This is a genomic window from bacterium, from assembly GCA_040755755.1.
In the GTDB taxonomy this organism is placed as follows: domain Bacteria; phylum SZUA-182; class SZUA-182; order DTGQ01; family DTGQ01; genus DTGQ01.
In genome coordinates, this window is the sequence record JBFLZW010000017.1 from 23,136 (window position 1) to 45,076 (window position 21,941).

Genomic DNA, 21,941 nt, shown 5'->3' on the forward strand with positions numbered 1-21,941 from the left:
CGTTGTTGGATTTGATAATTGGCTATTGAACGTGTTATTATATAATATTGTAAATGTTGTACGTAAGTTGTAGCGGCAAATTGTATACAAAGAAGCTTTGTATCCCCCCGGAATCAGGTATTTATTGTGTTCTTATTTAGGGTGGAGGAGGTGATTGCAAGGGTATTGTCAGAAGAGAGGGAGTAAATTTAACTATTTGAATATTTTTTAGGTTCAAGGAAGGAGAAGAACAATGAATACAAAATGTTGGAAAGCATTTGCTTTTATCGTCGCTTCAATCGTGGCCACAAGCTTCAGTCTGGCCTCTATTTCAAGAGCACAAACCAGAGAAGCTTCAGGATCGATGCCAGCAACAACAGCGGCTACTACCGGAACAACCGCAACTGAATCAGATCCCAACCGGAATGCCCAGTGGTGGGTCAGCAAGACAGTTACCACTCCCTATGGCACTTCCTACCAGTATGGAGCCGGGCCGGATTTTGGAATGATAGGGCCTACCTTTATGAGCACCGGCTTTACCAGCCCCATTTTCGGCAGCCAAAATTACAGCACGGGTGGAATGACCTGGGGAGGAGGCTTGCCATTGTATGCAGGTCCGGGAACTCCATACGGCAACATGTCCTATGGCCCCTTTGCCCAACTCATGGGTAGTACGGCCGGTGGCTTTGGCACTGGCCTTGGATACGGCACTGGCCTTGGATACGGCACTGGCCTTGGATACGGGACTGGCCTTGGGTATGGGACCGGCATCGGATTCGCTACCTTTGGTTATCCCTCCTACACCAGCTATGGGGGCGGAATCAGCAGCTATGGTTTCCCGGTCAGCTATGGTGTCAGCTACGGCGGCTTTGGCGGTGGTTTAGGTACCTTTGGTTATCCGGCCACCGGCTATAATTACCCGGCCAGCTATAGTGGTAGCAGCCCTTACTATGGTGGAGGATATCAGCAGCCTGTATATCCTCAGGGCGGTACTGCTACTTCATACCCATATTACTTCTAGTAAGCTGGAGCCAACAAGTTCCCGAATGTTCAGAGCACCCCGCACCCAATGCGGGGTGCTCTCGTTATTTCAAATTACCAAGACAGTCAGTTGACCCTGACCTGACAAAAGGTCCGATGAGCAACAAATGATGTCAGGATTATCATGAAAGGTATTACCCGCATATTACTCATGACAGTCATGCACCTTAGATAAACTTTCCAATCACGGCTAACCTCCCCTTTTCAGAGCAATGTTTCCAGATTTACAAGGACACTCTCCCGCTCTCCCCCCAGCATTGGGGAGGTCAGGTCAATTCCCGGTTTATAATGAAGGAGCCGGGAAACTATTCAGGACAGGGTGTTTTATTTCGCCCAAAACTTTTTAACAGCGCTTCAGGTCCAATTAAAAATAAGGAGGGAAAAAGATGAAGAATACGACAGGAAAACCGTACATCTTATTTACAGCCATCATCATTGCTGCTGTAAGCTTCACCCTGCTATCTTCATTCACCAGGGCTGCACAAGATGATGACAATGAAAGCACCGATTCTACAAAGCTGGAACCCAAGTGGTATAAATGGGTAGGTATCAATAGCCCGTTCACCGGGGCTCAAAGCTTTCCCGTTGGGGGGACAACGGCGATTCCCGGCACCAATCCACCGCTCTATTCAGGCATGAGCATCGCTACTATCCCTGTACTGTACTCAACTTATGGACCTGCACCAATGAATTACTCCTCTCTGGGGAGCACTGCGGGTGTGACAGGTAGCTATTATATGCCGAAGCAGGCTGCCGGCAATTGGGGAACTGGTGGCGTCAGCTATTATGGCATGGCCAGCAGCTATTATGGTACAAGCAGTGGTACAGGTGCAGGAGGATTTTTCTCCAGTCCCCTCTACGGCAGTACTATGGGTACTCTGAGCTATAACCCGGTCGGCATGAGCACGGGGTATGTCGGCTATACGGGGGCTGGCAGTATGAGCCCTGTCTACAGCATGGGGGGGATACCAAGCAGCGGATTACCCGCTGGTTACGGTTACGGCATGGGAAGCATGGGTGCAGCCTATGGCATGGGTACCGGACTCCCTGCCGGATACGGCTACGGCCTGGGCAGCCCGGTTTATGGTTCTGCAGGCCTTTCTGCCCGGCCATCTTATGGTGGCGCTGGCTATGGCAGCGGTCACCGCGGCGGCGGCATGATGATCCCCTAGGTCAAGATATGACGAGTGTCACAGGACACCCCTGAAATCTAGAACCGGACCCGTAAAAAATCCGCATGGATGGAAGCATCTCCTGCTCCTGAGCCTGATGAAAGGGCGAGTGTCGGAATATGAAAGCAAACTCCGCTATTGTTAACCTCGGCCAGGCTCTGGCTATACTCTAAAAAGACGCCATAGCCTGCGCCAAGAAGTCCTCCGATGGCAGCACCGGCCCCAAGATTTTCACCCCACTCATCGCCATGACCCTCTCCTTTGGCCGCGGTAATGGCAGCTCCCAGCACCAGACCGGTGGCCACACCATACAGGGTATCGACAAAGATATTCTGAATCGGCTCTGAACCATCACGGGCTGCTTCAGCTTTCGAAGTTGCGAACATCGTCCCGCTCAGCAGCAGTGAAAACATAAGGCATAGACTGGCGATTTTCCTCATGGCAACCCTCCCCTTTCAATCTGCTTATGAATTTTATTGATTGATATTTTTCATGTTTAACAGCCTACTCTTACTTTATCGATCTATCATACCAAATTAATTTACTACCGTCAAAAATTTTTCTCCCCAGCCTTTTGCTTGTTAAGAGGTGCGTTTTATGAAATAATAGCCTCATTCGTTGCTTTCACCTGGTTAAATACCCAGGGGATAAGGGCACAATAAGCAGGGAGACAGAAGTTAAGCAAATTATCTCCAGAGATGAAACTCCGTAAAATGAACAGAGAAAGACAGGGGTTGTTGATCATTTTCGAGGGAATTGACGGTGCAGGGAAAACAACCCAGGCACGGCGGGTGACTGCATGGCTCAAAGAACAAGGACTTCCGGCGGCTTCTTTCAGCGAGCCTTCTCCCCATGGGGTCTATGGGAAAAAATTACGGCAGATCATCCTTCATGGCAGAGAGAAAATCACCCCCCAGGAAGAAATGGAGCTGTTTCTCAAAGACCGGGAGGAAGATGTTCAAAAGAATATCCTGCCTGCCCTCATGCAGGGTTCTATTGTGGTCATGGATCGGTATTACTATTCCAACATGGCTTATCAGGGAGCGCTGGGAATCGATGTCAACCATATTCAGGCACTCAACGAAAAAATTGCGCCCAGGCCGGATATGGTTATCATTCTGGACCTTGACGCCCAGGCCGGACTCCATCGGATAAATACTCTTCGCCGCGAGAAAGAGAACCATTTCGAAAGAGAGGATTATCTCCGGAAGGTCAGCCAAATATTCAGGGAAATGAAGGGCGATCATATTTATCACCTCCCCGCTTCCCGCCCGCTTGAAGAGGTCAACGCTGAGGTAGACCGGCTGATTATGGGCCTCGTACAAAAAAGGATTCTCCCCAGGTAAAGATTTACCCGGTGAATCGATCCCCTGAACAAATTTTTTCTCTCTGGATTAACATTTGATACCAATCCGCCAGCGTTTGTGGTATATTGGTGTCTTCTTTTCCTGGCCGTAAGGAGCTTTCCAGTTTGTGTAACTACTCACCCTGGGTCAGGCCGAGTGAGTAGCTATCTGTTTTGGACATTCGATGGTAATGGTTTGGCTGTCAAGATACGGGTCAGGTAATTACTGGTATGGGGGTAATGACGGAAATGGGAATAATAAGTTTGAATGCGGTAGCTATCAAGGGTAAGATACGACGGTTCCTTTTACCGAAAATACGTCCCGGATATGTAGAAAAACAGTTGAGCATCCGTCAGGGGAAGTGTCTGCAATGTGGCAAATGCTGCGTTATGCTCTACCGATGTCCGTTTCTCAAAGGTTCAGAAGATAATATCCGCTGCCTCATTTACAATACCTGCCGTCCCAATCAGTGCAAGCTCTTTCCCCTTGATGAGCGAGATCTTCAGGAAATTGGGGGGCCATGCGGCTACTCTTTCCCTTCCAGGGACTCATAGTCCGCCTGTCCTGTTTTAATGGCCCCCAGGGACCTATAGACCGAAAGAGCCGGGTCAAAGAATCTCAAAAGTTCCATCATTGAAAATCTTCTCCGCCTCCAGGCCGATCCCTTTCCCCCTTTTCCTCAAAGAGGGCACAGGTAATGCCATGCGCCATTCTTGAGGAGTCTTCCTGTTTATGGTATCATTCTCGTATGCCGTCTGAAAAATTTAATAAAATCGAAGAGATTGCTAAAAAGCATCAGAACCGCTTTTACCACAGGCGCAGGCAGCGGGCTTGCCGGCCTGCTCAGGTGCCTCCGGTTCAGTTGCCGCCTGCTCAGGCACAGCCTGAGCGGCCGTCTGGTCAGGAGTCACCTGTTCAGACACTTCCTGCTCAAATGCCCGCTCAAAGAGAGGGACAGGGTGGGCCGGTTGATCCCGTGATTACCTATCCGGCTGACCTGCCCATCGTGGACAAGCGTGCTGAGATTATCCAGGCTATCCGGAAAAACCAGGTGGTAGTCATTACCGGAGATACGGGTTCAGGGAAGACCACCCAGATTCCGAAAATGTGCCTTGAGGCTGGCCGGGGGCGCACGGGAAAGATCGGCTGCACGCAGCCCCGCCGGGTGGCCGCTGTTTCCGTGGCCCGGCGGGTTGCGGAGGAGCTGGGGGATGCGGGAAGTGAGCTGGTAGGATATCAGATACGGTTCCAGGACCGGACATCTCCCCGGACACGGATCAAGTTCATGACCGATGGTATCCTGCTGGCCGAGACCCAAGGGGATCCCCGGCTCTTCAGCTATGATACCCTGATTATCGATGAAGCCCACGAGCGGAGCCTGAACATCGATTTTCTCCTTGGCATCCTGAGGCAGTTGATTACCCGCCGCCGGGATTTAAAAGTAATCATTACCTCGGCCACGATCGATACCGAAAAATTTTCGCAAAGCTTCAACCGTGCGCCGGTAATCGAGGTCTCAGGCCGCATGTATCCGGTTGAGGTCTGGTATCGGCCCCTCAATCATGAGCTGGAAGATGCCGGAGATATCACCTATATCGATCAGGCCATAACGGCCGTGGAGGAATTGAAAAGGCAGCGGCGTCAGGGTGATATCCTTATCTTCATGCCCACCGAGCGGGATATCCGGGAGACTCAGCAGCGGCTTGAGGGAAGGCAATATCCCCGCACGCTCATTCTGCCCCTTTTTGGCCGCCTGACCGCTGATGAGCAAAACCGCGTATTTCAATCCACACTTGAGCAAAAGATCATTATTGCCACCAATGTGGCTGAAACCTCGATCACCATTCCGGGGATCAAATACGTGATCGATACGGGTCTCGCCCGTGTCTCCCAGTATAACGCCCGCACCAGAACCCAGAGCCTGCCCATTCAGCCCATTTCCCGAAGCAGCGCGGATCAGCGCAAAGGCCGGTGCGGACGGGTGGAGGCGGGCATTTGCATCCGGCTCTATGGAGAAGAGGAGTACCTCGAATGGCCGCAGTTCACCCTGCCGGAGATCAACCGCTCCAATCTGGCCAGGGTCATTCTGCAGATGGTTTTCCTCAAACTGGGCAATGTGGCCGCTTTTCCCTTTATCGACCCTCCATCTCCCTCGGCCATTAAGGATGGCTATGCAGCCCTGCGGGAGCTTGGTGCCCTCGATGCCCAGAATCAGTTGACGCATATTGGTCAGATGATGGCCCGGCTGCCCGTCGATCCCCGCGTTGCCCGGATGCTGATCGAGGCCAAAAAGGAGGGGGCAATCAGTGAAGTGGCGGTCATTGCTGCGGCCCTGAGTATCCAGGACCCGCGGGAGCGGCCCATGGACCAGGAATCCAGAGCGGATGAGATGCACGCCAACTTCCGGGAGCCAAACTCCGACTTTCTTACCCTGCTCAAAATATGGAACGCCTACCACGAGACCTGGGAAAAATTCAAGACCCAGAACCAGATGCGAAAATTCTGCAAAACCCACTTCCTCTCCTATAACCGCATGCGGGAGTGGCAGGATATCCATGAACAGATTCTGACCATTCTGGCCGAGTTGGGAGACTATCCCCTGAATCAGCAGGCAGCAGGCTTTGAGGCCATTCACCGATCCATCCTGAGCGGGCTGCTCAGCCACGTTGCCCAGCGCATCGAGGATAACCCCAGGGAGAAAAACCTCTACCGTACCTCCCGTGGCCGGGAAGTCATGATCTTTCCCGGCTCAGGGCAATTCGGCCATGCCGGGCAGTGGATCGTGGCCGCAGAAATCGTCCGCACCTCCCGGCTGTTTGCCCGCGTGGTAGCCACTATCCAGCCGGAGTGGCTGGAGTCTCTGGCCGCCAGTCTGTGCAAAAAATCCTGGTTTGATCCCCACTGGGAAAAAGACCGCGGGCAGGTGGTGGCTTTCGAGCGGGTCACCCTCTATGGCCTGATCATCGTTCCAGCCCGCAAAGTCAACTATGGCCTGATCCGGCCGGAAGAGGCCCGCCAGATTTTCATCCGCTCCGCCCTGGTGGAGGGGGAAGTCAAGGAGAAATTCTTCTTTCTGGAGCACAATCAGCACCTTATGGACAGCATCGAAGAGTGGGAGGAGAAGACCCGACGCAGGGACATGCTGGTCGATGACGAGACCCTTTTCCAGTTTTATGCCGAAAGGATCTCAGAGCCGATCAGCGATGTGCGGACCTTCATCCGGTGGCTGAAGGACCGGGGGGGAGATGAATTTTTGCGGATGAAGCCGGAGGACCTCCTGCGGATAGCTCCGGACGAGGAGGCAATCAGCCAGTTTCCCGACACCATCAGGATTGGAGGAATTCCCCTCCCCCTGACCTATCACTTTGAGCCCGGTCATGAAGAAGATGGTGTCACCCTCCATGTTCCGGCTTATCTTTTGCCGCAGATTCCAGCGCAGGCACTGAAATGGCTTGTGCCGGGGCTTCTTCCGGAAAAAATCAGCTATCTGCTGAAATCTCTGCCCAAGGCCTACCGAAAGCAGCTCATTCCGGTGCAGCAGACCGCGCAGCGGCTTTCCGAGCAACTGGCAGGCCACGCATCACAGGGGTCGGCCTCGCAGGCATATCAGGGATCGCTCTATGAGGCCCTTGAGCGGGCCATCCAGAAGGAGTATAACCTTTCCATCCCCCGAAGCGCCTGGCCTGAAGCTGACCTGCCGCCGCACCTTCGCCTCCGGCTGGTGGTGGAAGACAACCGGGGGAAGGTGCTCGGCCAGGGGAGAGACCTCTCCAGCCTGATTAAAACCGTGCCCCGGCAGCAGGAGGACAACCAGTGGAAGGATGCCTGCCGGAAGTGGGAGCGGGATGGCATCACCAGTTGGGATTTTGAAAACCTGCCCAAAGAGATCATCCTGAACCCGGATGACGCTGCTCCGCAGAGGACTGCCCCGAATACTCTCCCGAATACTGCCTTACATACTGTCCCGCCGCGCCTGGCTTACCCCGGCCTGGCAACTGCCAAAAGTCAGGTGCTCGATAACGACAGTGTCAGCCTTCGCCTTTTTCCCACACCGCAGGAAGCAGCCAAGGCGACCCGCACGGGACTGCTTGTCCTGTATGCGATTTCCTTTCGTGAGGAACTGCGGCAGTTGAAAAAAACCTGGGAGCCTCCGCTCAACTGGAAACGCTTTTTCCAGGCTCTCGGCAATCAGCAGACCTTCCAGGAAGTGCTCTTTACGAAAATCCTCCAGGGTATCTTTCCGGTTCAGGATGGCCGCATCCCCAGCCGGAAGGAATTTTTCGAGCACCTGGACCGGGTAAGAGGCAAACTGCTGTTCAAGGGCCGGTTGATCATGAGCAGATTGCAGGACCTTCTGATCGACTGGCAGGACACCGTAAGCTGCATAGCCCGCTTCCGCCGTCTGGCAGCCGGAAACGCTGTGCTTGGCCACCTGTTGCAGGAGATTGAGGCTGAAGTCGCCAGACTCCTTCCGCCCGACTTTCTGAGCCGTTATGAAATGGACCGTCTGGCCGAAATTCCCCGCTACCTTAAAGCCATCCGCATCCGGGCCGAGAGGGCCTATGCCTCACCGCACAAAGACCAGACCAAAGCCCAGCAACTGACCATCCACCAGACAAGGCTCAGGCAGGCACTGGCCATGCTGGACAATAGCGCCTCACCCAGCAAGGCGGAGCAGATCGAGGAATTCCGCTGGATGATCGAAGAGTTCAAGATTTCGCTCTTCGCCCCGGAGGTCGGCACCGCCTGCCCCGTATCAGCCAAACGGCTGGAGAAGAAGTGGGAGGAGATTACCGGGGGGTAAGGATGAGAGGGCGTGGAGGAGAGATGGATCATATACTTCTTGATAAAATATTAAAAATAGGCAATAATCCTGGAATAACATAACCTCTTACAAGAACTATCAATATGCTGACAACACTTAAGCTCGAACAGTTTAAAAACTTCAAAAAAGCAGACCTGCAGTTAGGCCCATTGACCGTATAATGGATTCGGAAATTCGGACAGCGGATTAAGTTACACTGGAGGCGGAATTGAGCTATACTGGAGCTGAAAGATAAGGAGGTCCGCAGATGGGTTTACGAACCAAACATACCCCAGTATTTAAAGCGAAAGTGGCCCTGGAAGCACTCAAGGAGGAGAAGACCTCAGCAGAGTTGGCTGGAGAGTACCAAGTGCATCCAGGACAGATAAGGAAATGGAAACAGATAGCCAAGGATGGGTTAGTAGGAATCTTCAACGGGAAAGAGAAGAGGGAAGATAAGGATAAGGCAGAATTGATTCAGCAGTTGTACCAGCAGATAGGTCAACTAAAGGTTGAACTGGACTGGCTTAAAAAAAAATCCGGCCTTAGCTCCTAGAGAAAAGGTGGATCTGGTTGACAGAGAAAACCCCGATCTATCAATCACCAGACAAGCTCAACTGTTGGGCGTGGCTCGATCCAGCATCTATTATCAACCCCAGATAGATGACTACCAACTGGAGCTGATGAAGCTAATTGATAAGCAGTATACCAAGACTCCTTGCTATGGCTCTCGAAAAATGGCAGCTATCCTGTAGGAGATACAAGCAGTTAATCCTTTTCCCAAAGGAGGAGGATACTCTACGCCGCGGCATGACTGGTGAAGGCGGAACCGGAACGAGTCTGCACGAGGAGCGGCAAGCGGTCACGGCATCAAACACAGGACGAGCCTTGGCACAAGACCTGATGGAGCGGGTTTGCGATCGAGCAAATCTTAACCAGGCATACAGACGTGTGAAAGCCAACGAGGGATCACCAGGAATAGATGGAATGAGGGTCGAAGACCTGGATGAGTGGTGCAGAACACACAAAGACGAGTTGATAGCCTCATGAGTGGATGGATCATACCAACCGCAACCCGTAAAGGGAGTGCAAATACCCAAGCCTGGAGGAGGAACGAGACAGTTGGGCATTCCGACGGCAGTAGACAGGCTGGTACAGCAAGCAATCTTGCAAGTGCTGGAACCTCTCTTTGATCCGATGTTCTCGGATTCAAGCTTTGGATTTCGTCCCCACCGCAGCGCACACGATGCATTACTCCAAGCAAGCAAATACGTTGAAGAAGGATACAGTATAGTGGTGGATTGCGACGTAGAGAAATTCTTCGATCGAGTCAACCACGATATCCTCATGGGACGCCTTGCCCGGCACATGGCGGATAAGAGGCTGTTGCGAATTATCCGCCGGTTTCTGCAAGCAGGGCTTATGCAGGAGGGAATATGTGTCGAGCGCTATGAGGGCACACCACAAGGAGGGCCACTCTCACCACTGCTGGCCAATATTCTGCTGGATGACCTGGACAAGGAACTGGATACGAAGGAAACTTCGGTGTGTGCGCCTGAAGCAATGCAAACGGACGAAAACAATAGCGGAATTTCTCCAGGAATACGGAGTGAGAGAGGACTCAGCATGGAGATTAGCACTCTCAGGAAAGGGATGGTGGCGGCTGGCTGACACCCCACAAGCTCACCGAGCCATGTCAAATGAATGGTTCTCTAAGCATAAACTCGTCAGTCTCATAGACAGGTACTTATCGTTACAAACCAAAGGAAACCGCCGTGGTACCGAGCAGGTATGCCCGGTGGTGTGAGAGGGAGGAACCGTGAGGAACCTCCCTACTCGATTTACACCAACATAGCCTAAACCCAACGTCCGTGACACCAACCGCAATAAGGCTTATAGGGCTGCCAATTCGAAGAAATCCCATTTCTTCTAACCACAACACAAAAATAAACGTTCATTTTTACTATCCCTCCGCGAAGATGGAAACGTCTGACAATCTTCGAACCACAGCATAAAATTAAATCGAAAGCGACGTTTTCTTCTCAGTCTTTTCAGCCAAAATATGGCCTGTCAATGGCCAAAATACAAAGACCAAACCATCCGCAATAAGGATCATAATCAGGCGGGGCAAAGTCAATTTGATATGATTATCTTGTTGTAGGTGATCAATTGTGGTTCTGGTAAATGTTGGATTTACCCCAAGATGGGGAACATCTGTTAATGAAAAAAGGAATTTGCTAATAGAGGTAAAATGGTCTATACTATTATTGTGAGTGTCAGTTAATTATATATCCGGTGTTATTCGAATTGCAGAGTAAGAGGTATAAGACTTTCAGAGTCTGAGACTCGTTCCGAGGTCATCCCGAAGGCAGAATGATGTGGCTCGTCAATGGCAGAAATATCGTCAGCGTCTTAGCTGCACGCTTGACCGGCATATTGGTTGAGAGAGTGCAGGAAAGCCCCCGGCAATCTTTTTCAATATCTTCGGGGTAATCGATTATGAAGTACAACGGCTTTCAGAACGATCCTCATTCTCCTCGATCGAAGGAGAATCCAAATAGCAAAGTTGTCCCTTTTGAAAAGAAGAAGAGAAAAGTCTGTCCGCAGACAGAGCAATCGTCGGTTGCTCAAATCATAGCTTTTCCAAACCGCCCCGCAAAGGGCAATGACCCACCAAAGAGCCGACACCTTCTTTGGGGACTCGAAACACTGAGATTGAGCAGATTGATCGGGTTGATCATTCTCTTCCTGATCCTGGCCTTACTGCTAACTCTTTGATGAAGAATTCCTTCCCTCATCTCCTGCCGAATATGGTATTATATGATGCACTATGAGGATAAACAATCATGAAATCATCGCTTACTCTGCACCTTCCAGAAGAATTAAAGCAAAAGGTAGAGCAGGAAGCTAAACTGAATAAAGTTACCGTAAACCAGTATATTGTTTATACCCTGACAAAGGAAATATCAGTTCGAGAGGCTGAACGGTGGCTCAGAGACAGGATTGAGCAGGCCCCATCCGGGGAAGATGCGCTGCAGCTTTTGGAATCAATTGTTCCTGATAGAGCCCCTTTTCCTGAAGACAGGCTATAAAGGGCACGTAGAACCAGGCCAGCATGAAACCAGGCAAACAGAATCATCAAAACCATTTCCAGGGGTTATCGGACCAGCAGGCAGCCGAGCGGATCCGGACTGAAGGGTATAATGAGATTCCGGTGCGGGGAATGCGCACGGGGCTTGCGATCACCCTGGAGGTCGTCAGGGAGCCCATGTTCCTGCTGCTTGTGGGCAGCGGGCTGATTTATCTGCTGTTGGGAGACCCTGGCGAAGCCCTCATGCTCCTTGGGTTTGTGGTTGTCATCATGGCTACCACCATTTTCCAGGAGCGGAAAACGGAGCGGGCGCTTGAAGCGCTGCGGAAGATGGCCAGCCCAAGAGCCCTGGTCATTCGCGGCGGCAAGGAAAAGCGCATCCCAGGGCGTGAAGTTGTCCGGGGGGATATTCTGCTTCTGGCCGAAGGAGACCGGGTACCGGCCGATGGGGTGCTCCTGTCGGCCAGTGAGCTGGCAATCGATGAATCCCTGCTGACCGGCGAATCCGTTCCGGTCAGAAAAGCTGCCTGGGACGGCAAGCAGAATATGCAAAGTCCGGGCGGGGATGATCTGCCCTTTGTCTATTCGGGAACCCTGGTGGTGCAGGGGCAGGGGGTGGCTGAGGTCCGGCTGGTCGGCAGCCGGACGGAAATGGGCAAAATCGGTCATTCCCTGCAGCAGCTTGATTCGGGGAAAACCCTGCTGCAAAAGCAGACTAAATGCCTGGTCCGTGATCTGGCCCTTCTGGGAATCAGCGTCTGTATTCTGGTGGTGATCATTTTTGGCCTGACCAGGGGAGGGTGGCTTGAAGGAATCCTGGCCGGACTGACCCTGGCTATGGCTATTTTGCCGGAGGAGATCCCGGTCATTCTGACGGTTTTTCTGGCTCTTGGGGCCTGGCGGATTTCGAAGCAGCGGGTTTTGACCCGCCGGGTTTCAGCCATTGAGAGCCTTGGTTCGGCCACGCTCCTGTGCGTGGATAAAACCGGCACCCTCACCCAGAATCTGATGAGGGTCAAGACCCTGTATGCGGATCATGAATTCTACCCTGTTTCCTTCCAGGAGCCCAGGGCTTCACTGCCGGAGAAATTTCATTCTCTTATCGAATACAGCGTTCTGGCCAGCGAGATCAATCCCTTCGATCCTATGGAAAAAGCCCTGTATCATCTCAGGAAGCATTATCTGTCGGGTACGGAGCATATCCATCCGAACTGGGTGCTGGCTCATGAGTATCATTTGTCATCGGAGCTTCTGGCCATGTCCCATGTCTGGAAATCTCCTGATTCCAGTCACTATGTTATCGCTGCCAAGGGAGCGGTGGAAGCTATCTCCAGCTTATGCCACCTGCCTCCGGAGAGAAACCGGAAGCTGGCTGAGCAGGCTGAATGCATGGCCAATGAGGGTCTGCGGGTCATGGCCGTAGCCAGGGCCCTGTTCGACAGCAGCCGGATGCCGGAAAGTCAGCATGATTTCGACTTTCAGTTCCTGGGGATGATCGGTCTGGCTGATCCGCCGCGGCCTGCGGCAGCCGAGGCTATCAGGGATTGCCATGAAGCGGGAATCCGGGTGGTGATGATTACCGGCGATTATCCGGCTACAGCCAGGGCCATTGCCCGACAGATCGGCCTGACCGCATCGGACCGCTACCTTACCGGGCCTGAGCTTTCTGCCATGAGCGAGGAGGAATTGAGGGAAGAAGTGGGGCAGGTTGATATCTTTGCCCGCATGGTGCCTGAGCAGAAGGTGAATCTGGTTCAGGCATTTAAAGCCAGGGGCGAGATTGTGGCCATGACTGGCGACGGAGTCAATGATGCACCGGCCCTCAAGGCAGCCGATATCGGCGTGGCTATGGGCGGGCGCGGAACGGACGTGGCCAGAGAGGCGTCCTCCCTGGTTATTCTCGATGACGATTTTTCCTCGATCGTCCAGGCTGTCCGATTGGGACGCCGGATACTGGACAATATCAAAAAAGCCATAGCCTATACCCTGGCTATCCATACGCCGATCATCGGCCTGTCACTGCTGCCGTTGTTCCTTCGCTGGCCCCTGATCTTCTCCCCCATCCATATTGTCTTTCTCGAATTAATCATTGACCCTGCCTGCTCCGTGGCCTTCGAAGCCGAGCCGGAAGAGGATGATGTAATGAGACGTCCGCCCCGGAGTCCAAAAGAGCCTCTGTTTGGCCGCAGGCTTATGCTGTTGAGCATTTGCCAGGGGATTCTTGTCCTGGTACTGCTGGCGGCGATTTATGGCCGAACCATCTTTCTTGGGCAGGGTGCTGTACGGGCACGCACGTTGACCTTTACCACCCTGATTCTGGCCAACCTGACCCTGATCCTGACCAATCGTTCCTGGTGCAGTACACTCGTTGGCTCCTGCCGCCGGAAAAATGGAGCCCTCTGGGCTATCCTGGCTTCTGCCCCCCTCCTTCTCGGCCTGGTCCTGTATCTTCCCTGGCTGCGGCAACTATTCCAATTCTCCCCTCTCAGCCCCTGCGATCTGCTCCGGTGCCTTGGCGGCGGCATTGCCAGTCTCATTCTCCTCGAGGGATTAAAGCTTTTCTTTTTGCCGCCGAAGGGCTCAAGCTGATATCACCAGGCAGACAGCACCATTGTCCTGGACGCTGTATCAATAGTATGGATACAGATACTGATTCATCATCCGCTCATTTTCCCAAAGATAAACCTCTCTGGCAATGAGATAGGGATAGGCATAGTTGAGCTCTCCCATCTGAACCACACTCCCTGATCGAAGCATTCTTCTGCCTTCCACAATGCCCGCAACGGTGATCTTGACTCCCCTTTGGAAAAGGGCCGGATCAAGGAAGCCTGCATCATACAGAACCAGAAACCTGCCACCTGAGATCTTCGTTTCATCCGGCTCCTCAGAACGACCCAGCGGTCTTTGCAGGACTTCGATCAAAGTCCCCTCGCCAAGGCTCTGCAGGTTAATAATCTCCCCTCCCCAGATCACGAAGGCACCCCGGTACCGTTCGGGATTCTCAGCGATCCATTGAAAGGGAATATCATTAACCGCCATATCCCTGGCCTCTTTACTGATTGTATGAGTACAGCCCATGATGCTTATCATACTCAACACAGCCACCAGTATGAGCACAGGAGCAGCCGGAAAAAATTTTGCTTTCTCTTGCATAACCAATCACCACCCCCAGATTTGTCCTTACGATTCATTATTTTTCAATGAATTTCTGCCAAGGCATCAAAGCTTATTCCCTTACTAATCGGTCTGGAGAAGAGGAAATCACTATAGCCTGAAGTTATGCAGAGACTACTACTATGTTAAGCCTCTCCAGTCATATCCCTGCTTTGGTAAAAACCGATTGGTATATCAAGTGGAGGTATACCGTGCATCGATCGGAAAAATATCATGGCCAGAGCAGGCAGGCAGAAACCATTGAGCCTGCATCCGGAGGCAGGGATTCCGGGATTGTCGCTCCTCCTCAAAAAAGGGAGAGGCTTCTTCCCCTGGATGCGCTCAGGGGAGTGATAATAATTTTAATGGCTCTGGATCACACCAGCTACTATCTGGCCAGAGTTCATCCAGAGGAGTTTTGGGGCTCCCCGCTGCCACAGTATTCGAATGCTCTGGCCTTTCTGACCAGATGGCTCACCCACCTGGCTGCACCCGGTTTTTTCTTTCTCATGGGTACCAGCATGGTCCTGTTCGCGGAATCACGCCGCCACATGGGATGGCCAGAGAGAAAGATTGTCCGCTACTTTGCCGTGCGGGGGCTTCTGCTGATCGTGATCCAGGCGCTGGTGGTCAATCCTGCATGGTTGATCGTGAGCCCTAACCTGGTGACCAGACTGCCCGGGGGGGGTGGTGAAGAGTTCTGGCTCTATCATGCCGGAGTACTCTATGGGCTTGGGGCCACTATGATTGCAGGTGCACCCCTTCTGAAATTTGGTCCGGCAGCCCTGACAGCACTCAGCTTTTCAGCTATCCTGGCCACTCAGGTTCTCATTCCCCCGCCTGAAAAAGTGGCTGTGCTCTATTCACCGCTGATCCGGCTCCTTCTGATCCCGGGACAGACACGTAAGTTGCAGGTGTATTATCCCCTTATTCCCTGGCTTGGAATAGTCATTCCGGGAATAATCTTTGGCAGGGAGCTGTTACGGGACAGGAAACGTGCTTACGGCAGGGCATTGATTTTTGGTCTGGTTTTTATAATCCTTTTTGTCATTGTACGGTGTTTGAACAGGGGCGGGGATTTTCATCCTGCGGATACATCCAACTGGATGGCTTTCCTGAATGTGACCAAGTATCCTCCAAGCCTGGTGTTTATCCTGCTGACTCTCGGTCTGAACCTGATCCTGCTCTTCCTGCTGGCTCAAATTGGTGACGGCCTTGCGAAATGGGGAGCTTGGCTCCTCACCTTCGGGAGAACGGCGCTTTTCTTTTATATCGTGCATCTCTATCTCTATGGGCTCATGGGCTTTTTCATCCCTGGAGATGCGAGTTTGCCCATGGTCTACCCCTGGTGCCTGGCCGGACTCCTGATGCTTTACCCCGTGTGCAGGTGGTATGGTAACTTTAAACAGAAAACTTCGCCAACCTCGGTGTGGAGGCTTTTTTAAAAGGGAAAAAGATAAAATCCATCTCTCTAAAATACAGCATCGATCTTGATTCTCAGGTTTTCAAAGTCAAGCGGTTTGGTAATATAATAGATTACTCCGTATTCCTTGGCCTTTTGATAGTAGCTCTGATTAGAGGAGCCGGTCATGACAATGTTTTTGATTTCCGGGTGCATATCTTTTACGATTCCCAGCAATTGCAGACCATCCATATAGGGCATGTTAATATCGGTAATGATCATATCCGGTTTCTGGTGCCTGATTGACTCCAGGGCGGCGATTCCATTATCTGCGGTAGCGATGTCGTAGCCTGCATCCTCAAGGACGTTCTGTAAGACGAAAGAGATATTCTGCTCATCATCAACAATAAGAATTCGCTTGCTCGCCATCTGGACCCCCCTTTTGCCTGATGATTCGTATGAGTTTGCGCCGTACAGCTCCACCAGGATATTGAGTTATTCCCTGGATTCTCGTGAGAAGCAAATGATGTGCCAGGAGGTATCCCTTTCCGAGGGAAAGTTTACTGGTCCAGGTTGGCTGCGCGGGGAGGAAATGGTCCATCCCCGCTGTTCAATTGGTTGGCAACACATAAAAATTTGTCCGAAAAATAGGCACCTGATTATACTGTGAATGGGTGAATATTGAACTTTTTGCTCAGGAGTCAGAAGTCAGGAGCCAGGAGCCAGAAGAAGGTAAAAGAACTCCTTATTTAAGATGGCCCATACCTTCTTCTGAATTCTGACTCCTGACTCCTGGCTCCCCTGGAAAAGTTCAGTTCTAAGCCGTTTATAGTATACACAGGATTATCTGCCAGGTGGTCTTAGGGATGCCTAAAATTTTTCCCAATGCACGACATCATCGAGGGATCGTTTCGGCGGGTGATCGGTTTTTTCAGCCGCAAAGCCCAGGGCGATCAGAGAGACCAGCTTGTATCCGCTCGGAACGGATAAAAGATTCCGGATATCCTCAGCGTAGGGCTTTTTATCTCCGGCAACCCAGCAGGAGGCGATTCCCAGAGCTGTGGCGGCAAGGAGCGCGTTTTCCGTGGCTGCACAGCCATCTTCGAGATAGTATCTGGTATCCTGGCAAAATACCGCAAGACAGGCAGCAGCCTGAGCGATAAACGCACCGTTGGGCGCTGTGTCGGCAATCCGCTGTCTGATCTGGCGGTCAGTGATGACGATAAATTCCCAGGGTTGTACATTTCTGGCCGTGGCCGCTGATCTTGCACAATCGACAATCTGCAGAAGGTGCTCACGGGAGAGGGGTTGATCGATAAAGCTCCTCTGGCTGTGCCTGGTTTTTATCATTTCCAGAAAATCATTCATCGCTTTTTCCTTTCCTGATAATGGGTAAATGCTGCCTTGTTTGCAGGCATTGGAGCGCAAAAATTCATATGCCGCCTTCCAGACAAACCTCCCGCAAAGAATTCATACCGGCAAAGATCTGCCGCATCAGAAGGTCAACCTGGTACATGCCTTTTGGGGTCAGGTAGAAAAGATTACTGCTTTCAGCCAGGCAGCCCAGTTTTTTGAACAGGGCCAGCCTCCATCGCAGCTCTTTTTCCCTGTGTCCGGGAAAATGGCGAAATATCCGCTGCTTGTTGATCCGTACGCCGAAAAGTCCGGTCAGCAGGCGGTAATTCGATAATTCCCAGCCGGACAGCTTTCGGCTTCGGACGATCGGCAGCTCTCCTCTGGCCAGAAATTGATGGTATTTGTCAAGCGGGAAGGTATTGATAGTATAATAGCCGTTGATTATGCTGATCGAACCGCATCCGAGGCCGATATATTCCTCATAGTCAATGGCATATTCATCGATGGCCAGGATTCCGGGCTTTGAAAAACACCAGACCGTCGAGGGGACGTACCGCTTTCCGAGAGCCTCCCTGATAAACTCATACGCCTGCCGGTGCCGGTGGTTTTTTTGCCACAACCCCTGATTGATCTGGTGAAACTGCCGCTCCATCAGGGTTTTCTTATTCGGAGAGGGAACAATAGGGTAAAAGGTTACCTGATCCACGTCCAGTTCGAAAATAGTCTGGATGTCCTTTTCAAGGTGAGCCTGATCCTGATTGGGCAAATCCCAGATCATATCCACATTCACGGTTTCAAACTTCCCCTGGGTCAGAATAACGGCTCTTTTGGCTGATTCGCTGTCATGGTGGGCCGATCTTCCCAGATTGTGCAGGATTTCGTCGCTGAAGCTCTGGACCCCGATCGACAACCGGCTCACGCCACTTTCCGCAAGATCCTTTATTTTTTGCGGATCAAGGTCATTGGGATTTGTTTCCACGGAGATTTCCTTCACTTTCAGATGAACGCGAAGCTCATTGATCAGGTCAAGGAGTGACGGATAGGTCAGCAGAGTAGGCGTTCCGCCACCGAAATACGCGCTCTGGATATGGACGCCGGTATTCCGGATAAGACCAAGGTAAAGGTCCAGTTCCTTTCGCAGGGTTTTCATATAGGCCCAAGCTGCTGATTCTTCATACGGGTAGCGGACAAAAGAGCAATACGGGCACAGGGTGCGGCAAAAAGGGATGTGAATATAGAGGGCAATCTTTTTATCCTCACCATGCCTTTTGGTCAGCTCATTTTTAATCAGCCTCAGATCGGGAGGTGCCAGGCGATGATAAAAGCGATAACTTTCCCTGCGGGCCAATGCCTCCAGCCATCCGGTGATCATATCTGATACTCTTAAATAAGCAGGCCGCTGATCAGGGAAATTATCGAGGCTGTGGCTGCGGGAATGACCGGCAGGGGGGTAAGCGGTGCACTTACAATGGACGGAGTAGTCAGAGCAGTCGGAGTCGGAAGAGAAACCGGGATGGGGACCGGCGTGAGAACAGGAGCGGCTGGCAGTACGGGTGCCACGCTGATCGGTGCAGCCGGAACCGGAGCGGGAAGCAGAGTGGTAATGCTCAAACCCGCCGGAGTAACGGCCGGGACGACAGGGAGCGGGATAACTGGTGCGGGGACAATCGGCACGACCGGAGCAACCAGGGTTGTAGCCACCGTGGGCAGGGTTGCGGTTACCGGCGACAGGGTTGTGGGCACAGCAGTGGCAGTGGGTACAACAGTCATGGTGCTGGCAATGGTCCCCGGAAGGGATGCTTTGGGCAGGCCGGTGGCGGTTACTACCGCAGCCTGCTTCGGGGGCGGAAAGAGCCTGGTAATATCGGCCAGTAATCCCATTTCCAATATTCCAGGCAGAATCAGCGATTGAGGAATGGCGGATAAAAAGGGGAGGAAGGAGAAAGGCAGGGGATAGGCTGACAGGGAAGGGACCGGCCAGCTTCCCGCTCCCCAGAAAGGATCAAACCAGCATGGGGCAGCCGGAAATACCGCCCCGGAAAGCCAGGGGACGCAGGGGTAAGAGGCAGCAGGGCAGGGTGGGGGAAAATAGAGCGCATCAGCGGACTTCGGGGTGATACATGTCAGGGACATGATAAGCAAAATACCTGCTGGTATCAGTAATCTGGGTAAAATATGAGACTTTGAACTCAGCATCTTTTTCTCCTTTCGGGTTGTAAGTTAAGAATAGCAAAAAATATCACAATAAAATAGATAAAATCAAGTATTTTACTCACTGCCGGACACATTTCCGAAAAGTGGGGATGACTCCAATAATGGCTCGATCTCTCCCAGGACTTTTCGGATAGGTTCTTAGAGTATATCATGAGTGACGGCTAAGGCGTTCTCTATCTATTTTAAAAATGTGTCCGGTAGTGAGAGTTTGTAAAGAAAGGAGTGCAGGGAAGCATAGGCAGCAAAGCCCCGATGGTGTTTTTCAGGGCCTTGCCGCCGTCCTCAATGTCTCTTGCGGATTTACTCATCTGGCTGATTGTTCATCAGGCCACATTGACTTTAATCTGTTTTGGTTTTGCCTTCTCAGCTTTAGGCAGATAGACAATCAGGGTGCCGTTTTTCAGGTCAGCGGAAATTTTTTCCTGGTTAACTGCCTCACCCAACTGGAACTGACGAAAATAGCTGAGGAGCGAATACTCAGTATATACCGGATTGCCCGGCGCACTATGCCTGGTCTTGCCCTCGATGGTCAGGATGCTGTCATCAATGCGAATACTCACATCATCCTTGCCGACACCAGGCAAGTCTGCAACGACCGTCAATCCTTCAGTGGTCTCGTAAATGTCCACCGGTGGAACAAGGTATCGTTCCTCCTGCCGTGTTTCCTCACGGGTGACCCCTGCTTTTTCTGCTCCATGAGCAGTTGTGGGAGCAGTCGTGGGAATGGTTTTCTCAGCCATTGTTTTCTCCTCCATCTAATCTAATATTTTCATTCCGTTACATCATTATTTATTCACTATTCAAGATTTGTCCAATATTCAAGCAAGAGCGGAAATTCCTCACCTCCCGCTGGCTTATCCATCCCTTTTACCCTATATTTATGGCAATCTGCTTTGGCTTAGCCTTTTCATGCTTGGGCATTGTCACCAGGAGCAGGCCATTTTTGTAGTCAGCCTTGACCTTGGCTTCATCAATCTCTCCAGGAAGCTCAACGGTGCGGACAAAACTGCCGATAGCCCGCTCATTACGATGATAGGCATCTGCTTTGACCTCAGCTCCGGCCCTCAGTTTCTCTCCCGATATGGATAGGGTATTATGGGCCATCGAGAGGTTGAGATTGTTGGGATCAATTCCTGGAGCCAGGGCTTCAACGTAATAGTTATCTTTATCCTCACTGATATTGATCAGGGGATATTGGCGTGCCGCGTGCCCAGGTAAAAAGGATACCCGTGAAAATGGAAATGTCCTGCCCGAAGCGGCGTTGAAGACACGTTCCATTTCCTTCCGTAAAGCTTCTATCTCACGAAAAGGATCCCAGTAAGCCATAGTATCAACCTCCTTTTGGTACTATAGAATTAAATAATTACTACCCACAGGGTACTCTGACAGGATACTCTGTGGGGCTCCCCTGGTAATAAGCAGGTTTAATTTACCTGACATTTTTCTTGAATTGCATACGGTGTGCCAGACCGGTATATAAAAATATTAATAGGAAAATCATATAGTTATCTGATCAGTACTTGAAGTTGAATGGTGTCACGATGATTTTTGAAACTTTGCGCCGTCGCGGAAACCGTCGCTTGCCGGGTCGCACGCGACGGCTATCGCCCTGACGGACGCCAGTTATTACTCATTGACGGCTGTTGCCAGGGGAGCAGAAAGCAAAAATAAAGCCCATTGATACCTCCTGAAAGAGCGAGGTATCAATGGGCTCATACAGATTCACATGAGCTTATGGCAGCCTCTGTCAGAGGATAGACACTCTGCCAAAGGTAGCCGGGTCTCGAAAATCTACTTCACTTTAGGCAACCGACCTGCATTGAGAGACTTCTGAGCTGGAGTGCTGGGCATCTGTATCTGAATGCTGGGTTGTTGAACCGGAGCGCTGGGCACTTTAACTGGAGTGCCTGGAGTCTCAATTGGAGTGCCGGGCGTTTTAACTGGAATGCGGGGTTTTGGAGCCGGTGTGCTGGGTACGCTGGTCACCAAAAAATGTACTGAAGCCGATCCCGCATTACCGCTTTTATCCATGGCTGTTACCGTTATCACATTCTTCCCGGCCAACTCCGCCATGTTGAGTGAGATTGGCGATAGTCCGGAAATGTCGACCGGCGCATTGCCGTTATTGGAAAGCGTTACTACAACTGCCGGACCAGGGTCACAGTTATTAATATCAGTCACTGTATATTCAAGAGCCACAACGTCCGTAGTGTAATACTCTTTTGCCAATGGTTTGATGGTCACAACCGGACTCACATCATCCACCACCGTCACCCTGGCTATGCAGGTGGCAGACTGGATGCCATCGCTCACGGTCAGGGTGACATCGATCGGGCTGTTGACAACATCCTCACAGGTGAAGGTGCTGCGGTCAATGCTCTTG

General features: G+C 51.7%; 19 protein-coding genes and 1 pseudogene. 11 read left to right on the plus strand and 9 right to left on the minus strand.

Going from position 1 to position 21,941, the window contains the following annotated elements:
- Positions 1–232 precede the first annotated feature (232 nt).
- Both AB1611_05760 and AB1611_05765 read left to right on the plus strand, forming a co-directional pair.
- Positions 233–1,000 (plus strand): hypothetical protein, encoded by a 768-nt coding sequence (locus AB1611_05760; GenBank protein MEW6379095.1) that lies wholly within the window; start codon positions 233–235, stop codon positions 998–1,000.
- A gap of 406 nt (positions 1,001–1,406) precedes the next feature.
- Positions 1,407–2,192 carry a hypothetical protein gene (locus AB1611_05765; protein ID MEW6379096.1) on the plus strand — a complete coding sequence of 262 codons (786 nt, stop codon included), beginning with the start codon at positions 1,407–1,409 and terminating at the stop codon, positions 2,190–2,192.
- 38 nt (positions 2,193–2,230) lie between these two features.
- Here AB1611_05765 and AB1611_05770 read toward each other — a convergent pair whose 3' ends face one another.
- Positions 2,231–2,605 (minus strand): hypothetical protein, encoded by a 375-nt coding sequence (locus AB1611_05770; protein ID MEW6379097.1) that lies wholly within the window; start codon positions 2,603–2,605, stop codon positions 2,231–2,233.
- A 300-nt stretch (positions 2,606–2,905) separates the two neighbouring features.
- On the opposite strand from AB1611_05770, the gene tmk reads away from it, so the two are divergent.
- From tmk to AB1611_05810, 8 genes and pseudogenes are all read left to right on the plus strand, one after another.
- Positions 2,906–3,538: a dTMP kinase gene (gene tmk / locus AB1611_05775; GenBank protein MEW6379098.1), complete on the plus strand. Its 633-nt coding sequence runs from the start codon at positions 2,906–2,908 to the stop codon at positions 3,536–3,538.
- Between the two features lie 248 nt (positions 3,539–3,786).
- Positions 3,787–4,092, plus strand: a complete 306-nt coding sequence (locus tag AB1611_05780) for a hypothetical protein (protein MEW6379099.1) — start codon at positions 3,787–3,789, stop codon at positions 4,090–4,092.
- Between the two features lie 194 nt (positions 4,093–4,286).
- Complete coding sequence (gene hrpA / locus AB1611_05785; protein ID MEW6379100.1) at positions 4,287–8,342, plus strand: ATP-dependent RNA helicase HrpA; 4,056 nt, start codon at positions 4,287–4,289, stop codon at positions 8,340–8,342.
- 268 nt (positions 8,343–8,610) lie between these two features.
- On the plus strand, positions 8,611–8,898 hold the full coding sequence (locus AB1611_05790) for a transposase (GenBank protein ID MEW6379101.1): 288 nt from the start codon (positions 8,611–8,613) through the stop codon (positions 8,896–8,898).
- A gap of 7 nt (positions 8,899–8,905) precedes the next feature.
- Positions 8,906–9,097 carry a hypothetical protein gene (locus AB1611_05795; protein MEW6379102.1) on the plus strand — a complete coding sequence of 64 codons (192 nt, stop codon included), beginning with the start codon at positions 8,906–8,908 and terminating at the stop codon, positions 9,095–9,097.
- A gap of 148 nt (positions 9,098–9,245) precedes the next feature.
- Positions 9,246–10,149 (plus strand): annotated as a pseudogene (locus tag AB1611_05800) (reverse transcriptase domain-containing protein).
- A gap of 1,039 nt (positions 10,150–11,188) precedes the next feature.
- Positions 11,189–11,434, plus strand: coding sequence for a hypothetical protein (locus tag AB1611_05805; protein MEW6379103.1), 246 nt, complete (start codon positions 11,189–11,191; stop codon positions 11,432–11,434).
- A gap of 23 nt (positions 11,435–11,457) precedes the next feature.
- Complete coding sequence (locus AB1611_05810) at positions 11,458–14,022, plus strand: cation-translocating P-type ATPase (GenBank protein ID MEW6379104.1); 2,565 nt, start codon at positions 11,458–11,460, stop codon at positions 14,020–14,022.
- A 39-nt stretch (positions 14,023–14,061) separates the two neighbouring features.
- On the opposite strand, the gene AB1611_05815 is transcribed toward AB1611_05810, so the two are convergent.
- Positions 14,062–14,586, minus strand: a complete 525-nt coding sequence (locus AB1611_05815; GenBank protein MEW6379105.1) for a Slp family lipoprotein — start codon at positions 14,584–14,586, stop codon at positions 14,062–14,064.
- 212 nt (positions 14,587–14,798) lie between these two features.
- Between AB1611_05815 and AB1611_05820 the strand changes: the two genes are divergently transcribed.
- The gene (locus AB1611_05820; protein ID MEW6379106.1) at positions 14,799–16,031 is read left to right on the plus strand and encodes a heparan-alpha-glucosaminide N-acetyltransferase domain-containing protein; all 1,233 of its coding nucleotides are present in this window, start codon (positions 14,799–14,801) and stop codon (positions 16,029–16,031) included.
- 26 nt (positions 16,032–16,057) lie between these two features.
- Here the strand turns inward: AB1611_05820 and AB1611_05825 are convergent, their stop codons facing one another.
- The 7 genes from AB1611_05825 to AB1611_05855 all read right to left on the minus strand — a co-directional run.
- The gene (locus AB1611_05825) at positions 16,058–16,417 is read right to left on the minus strand and encodes a response regulator (GenBank protein MEW6379107.1); all 360 of its coding nucleotides are present in this window, start codon (positions 16,415–16,417) and stop codon (positions 16,058–16,060) included.
- Positions 16,418–16,858: 441 nt separating this feature from the next.
- The gene (locus tag AB1611_05830) at positions 16,859–17,356 is read right to left on the minus strand and encodes a nitroreductase family protein (protein MEW6379108.1); all 498 of its coding nucleotides are present in this window, start codon (positions 17,354–17,356) and stop codon (positions 16,859–16,861) included.
- 64 nt (positions 17,357–17,420) lie between these two features.
- A complete protein-coding gene (locus tag AB1611_05835; GenBank protein ID MEW6379109.1) occupies positions 17,421–18,716 on the minus strand; it encodes a radical SAM protein in 1,296 nt (431 codons plus the stop codon).
- An 11-nt stretch (positions 18,717–18,727) separates the two neighbouring features.
- Entirely contained in the window at positions 18,728–19,477 is a 750-nt protein-coding gene (locus AB1611_05840; GenBank protein ID MEW6379110.1) for a hypothetical protein, read from the minus strand.
- Positions 19,478–19,881: 404 nt separating this feature from the next.
- On the minus strand, positions 19,882–20,313 hold the full coding sequence (locus AB1611_05845; protein ID MEW6379111.1) for an Hsp20/alpha crystallin family protein: 432 nt from the start codon (positions 20,311–20,313) through the stop codon (positions 19,882–19,884).
- Between the two features lie 112 nt (positions 20,314–20,425).
- Complete coding sequence (locus AB1611_05850) at positions 20,426–20,884, minus strand: Hsp20/alpha crystallin family protein (GenBank protein ID MEW6379112.1); 459 nt, start codon at positions 20,882–20,884, stop codon at positions 20,426–20,428.
- Positions 20,885–21,349: 465 nt separating this feature from the next.
- On the minus strand, positions 21,350–21,941 hold a 592-nt coding region (locus tag AB1611_05855; GenBank protein MEW6379113.1), incomplete at its 5' end, for a hypothetical protein.